This is a genomic window from Actinomycetota bacterium (assembly GCA_035536535.1).
Taxonomy (GTDB): domain Bacteria; phylum Actinomycetota; class JAICYB01; order JAICYB01; family JAICYB01; genus DATLNZ01.
This window is the reverse complement of record DATLNZ010000019.1, coordinates 1-3712: the sequence shown is the minus strand read 5'-3', so window position 1 is coordinate 3712 and position 3712 is coordinate 1. Positions and strand designations below refer to the sequence as shown.

The window sequence follows — 3712 nt, the reverse complement described above, 5'->3', positions numbered from 1 at the left end:
CCCAGCAGGCCTTCGACAACTTCTCCGTCGTGCCCCCGGGGGCCGGGATCGTCCACCAGGTCAACCTCGAGTACCTGGCCCGCGTGGTCGTCACCTCGCAGCAGGACGGCCAGACCGTCGCGTACCCCGACACGCTCGTGGGAACCGACTCCCACACCACGATGATCGGCGGCCTCGGGGTCCTGGGGTGGGGCGTGGGCGGCATCGAGGCCGAGGCGGCCCTTGTCGGCGAGCCGGTGGGAATGGTCGTGCCGACGATCGTGGGCGTGCGCCTCACCGGCGCCATGCCGGAGGGAGCTACGGCCACCGACCTGGTGCTCGCGCTGACCGAGCTCCTGCGCCGGCACGGCGTCGTGGGCAAGTTCGTCGAGTTCTACGGCGAAGGACTGGCCTCCCTCACCGTGCCGGACCGCGCCACGATCTCGAACATGTCCCCTGAGTACGGCGCCACCGAAGGCGTGTTCCCGGTGGACGACCAGACGCTGGCCTACCTGCGCGCCACGGGACGCGACCCGGCCGGCGTGGAGCTCGTGGAGGCCTACACGAAGGCGCAGGGCCTGTTCCGCGACTCGAGCTCACCGGACCCGTCCTACGACGAGACCATCTCCTTTGACCTCGGCTCCCTGATGCCGTCGGTGGCCGGGCCCCGGCGCCCGCAGGACCTGGTCCACCTACCGGACCTGCGCGACACCTTCCAGGGCGCCCTCAACGAACTGCGCCGCACCAGGCGGCCGGACATCGGCGCCACTGCGGTGATGGAGGCCCCGGCCCGGGTCTGCGTGTCCGTGGAGGGGACGGACCACAACCTGTCGGACGGCTCGGTGGTCATTGCCGCCATCACCAGCTGCACCAACACGTCCAATCCGTCCGTGATGGTGGCGGCGGGACTGCTCGCGCGCAACGCCGTGGCCAAGGGACTCACCGTCAAACCGACCGTCAAGACCAGCCTGGCCCCCGGCTCCCCCGTCGTCGTGGACTACCTGCGTCGCGCCGGGCTGGAGGAACCTCTGGAGAGACTGGGCTTCTACCTGGTCGGCTTCGGCTGCACGACGTGCATCGGCAACTCCGGGCCCCTCCCGCCGGCCGTCGCCGAGGCGATAGAGGAAGCCGACCTGGCGTGCGCCGCCGTGCTGTCCGGCAACCGCAACTTCGAAGGGCGCATCCACCCGCAGGTTCGGATGTCGTTTCTCGCCTCGCCCCCGCTGGTCGTCGCGTACGCCCTGGCCGGAACCGTGGACATCGACGTCACGTCCGACCCGCTGGGTCATGGACCCGACGGCAGGGCCGTGTACCTGCGCGACATCTGGCCCACCAGCGCCGACGTGGCCGAGACCGTGGTCAAGGCCATAGATCCAGTCGAGTTCCGGACCCGTTACGGGCAGATCTTCACCGGCGACGACAGGTGGAATGCGCTGCCAATCCCGGCGGGCAGCCTGTTCGAGTGGGAAGAGGGCTCCACCTACATAGCCGAGCCGCCGTTCCTCAAGGAGACGACGGTGGAGCCTCCGGCAGTGACCGACATCTCGGGGGCGCGGGTCCTCGCTTTTCTCGGCGATACCGTGACCACCGACCACATCTCGCCCGCGGGGCAGATCCCGGCCTCCTCGCCGGCGGGGCACTGGCTGGCAGAGCGGGGCGTGTCGCGCGACCAGCTGCACTCCTACGGTGCCCGCCGGGGCAACCACGAGGTAATGGTCCGCGGGACCTTCGGCAACATCCGGCTGCGCAACAAGCTGGTGGCCGGGACCGAGGGCGGATACACGCTGCACCTTCCTTCGGGCGAGCAGACGACGATCTTCGAGGCGGCGGAACGCTACCGGTCGGAGGGCACTCCTCTGCTCGTTATCGCCGGCAAGGAGTACGGCGCCGGGTCCAGCCGCGACTGGGCGGCGAAGGGGACGCTGCTGCTCGGGGTACGAGCCGTGCTGGCCGAGAGCTACGAGCGGATCCACAGGGCGAACCTCGTGCAGATGGGGGTCCTGCCGCTCGAGCTGCCCGCCCCCGCGGAGGAGCTTGGGATCGACGGCACGGAGACGTTCGACCTGCTCGGCCTGGCCCAGCTGGAACCGCGGTCCAAGATGCGAGTGGTCGCGCGAAACGCCGACGGGTCGGAGAACTCCTTTGACGCCCTGGTCCGTCTCGACACCCGCACCGACGTCAGGTATTACCGTGAAGGCGGTATCCTGCCAGCGGTCGTCCGGGAAATCGTGAAGGGGTAACGCATGCTCTTGCAGATCTCCGTCCAGGAACACGACAGCACCCGCGTGGTCACGTTGTCCGGTGAGTGCGACCTGGCCACGGCCCCCCAGCTTCAGGAGACGCTGTCGGGCATGAAGGGCCCGGACGTCGAAGAGCTGATCGTCGACCTCGGGGGCCTGGAGTTCATGGACTCAACCGGCCTCGGCGTCCTCGTCGGCGCCTTGAAGCGCATGAGGGAGTCCGGCGGGGCGTTCAAGATCGCGGGGGCCAAGGGCGCCGTCCAGCGCGTGCTTCAGGTGTCCGGCCTCGACCGCATCATCCCGCAGTTCCCGGACGTCGAATCCGCCCGCAGCTGATGCGGCGCGCCTGATGCAGGCGATCTGGAAGGGTGCGATCAGCTTCGGACTGATCTCCATCCCCATCCGCGTCTACGGCGCGACCGAAGAGAAGACCCTGCGCTTCAACATGCTCCACGCCGAGGACAAGGGCCGCGTCCGGTTCAACCGCACCTGCACGGAATGCGGCAAGGACAACCTGACCAAAGACGACATGATCCGGGCCTACGAGTACGAGAAGGGAAGCTACGTCACCTTCACCGACGACGAGCTGGACGCGGTAGAGGTCCCCACCAGCCGCACCATCGAAGTCGTCAACTTCGTGCCGACCGACCAGATCGACCCCATCTTCTACAACAGGTCCTACTACCTGGCCCCCGAGGACCTGGGGGTCAAGGCCTACGCGCTGCTTCGCCGGGCGCTGCAGGAGACCGACCGGGTCGCGCTGGCCAAGGTCGCCATGCGGGACAAGGAACGCCTCGGCACCCTGCGCGTCAACGGCAAGGCGATCGTCCTGGAGACGATGTACTGGCCGGACGAGATCCGTGAGCCCGCTTTCCCGGAGCTGGACCGGGAGTCAAACGTGCGCGACCAGGAGCTTGCGATGGCGCACACGCTCATCGAGAGCCTCACCGAGGACTTCAAGCCCGGCGACTTCAAGGACACCTACCGCGAGGCGCTGCTGTCCGCCGTCGAGCGCAAAATCGCCGGACAGGAGATCGTCGCCCCCGTCGCCCACGACGAGGAGGCTCCGGTGGCCGACCTGATGGAGGCGCTCCAGAAGTCGCTGGAGGAGGTCCAGAGCCGCCGGACGGGCTGACGCCCCGCCGCTTGGCTTAGGGTGGCCCGGTGAGGGCCGTCCTGATCGAAAACCCCGTCGCCCACAAGGTGACCGAAGCCCGGCGACGGGTCGTCGAGCGGGCGCTGGAGGCGACGTTCAAGCTCGAACGCGTGTCCACTGAGCGCCGCGGCCACGCCGCCGACATCGCGCGCGAAGCGGTCCGCTCGGGGGCCGAGGCCGTGATCACGCTCGGGGGCGACGGCACGGTCAACGAGGCGGTCAACGGGCTCATGGCCTCCGGCGCGGGGTCCGATGTGTGCCTCGGGGTGCTGCCGGGAGGCGGCACCAACGTTTTGGCGAGGGTGCTGGGCTACCCCAACGACCTGGTGGACGCCAC

4 protein-coding genes are annotated in these 3712 nt (G+C 68.9%); all 4 read left to right on the top strand.

The annotated features are described in order from the left end of the window. The coding region (acnA, locus tag VNE62_01560; GenBank protein ID HVE90976.1) for an aconitate hydratase AcnA at positions 1–2219 on the top strand (2219 nt) is incomplete at its 5' end. A gap of 3 nt (positions 2220–2222) precedes the next feature. After that, positions 2223–2555: an STAS domain-containing protein gene (locus tag VNE62_01555; GenBank protein HVE90975.1), complete on the top strand. Its 333-nt coding sequence runs from the start codon at positions 2223–2225 to the stop codon at positions 2553–2555. Between the two features lie 13 nt (positions 2556–2568). After that, a complete protein-coding gene (locus tag VNE62_01550; GenBank protein ID HVE90974.1) occupies positions 2569–3354 on the top strand; it encodes a Ku protein in 786 nt (261 codons plus the stop codon). Between the two features lie 29 nt (positions 3355–3383). Then, the coding region (locus VNE62_01545; protein HVE90973.1) for an acylglycerol kinase family protein at positions 3384–3712 on the top strand (329 nt) is incomplete at its 3' end.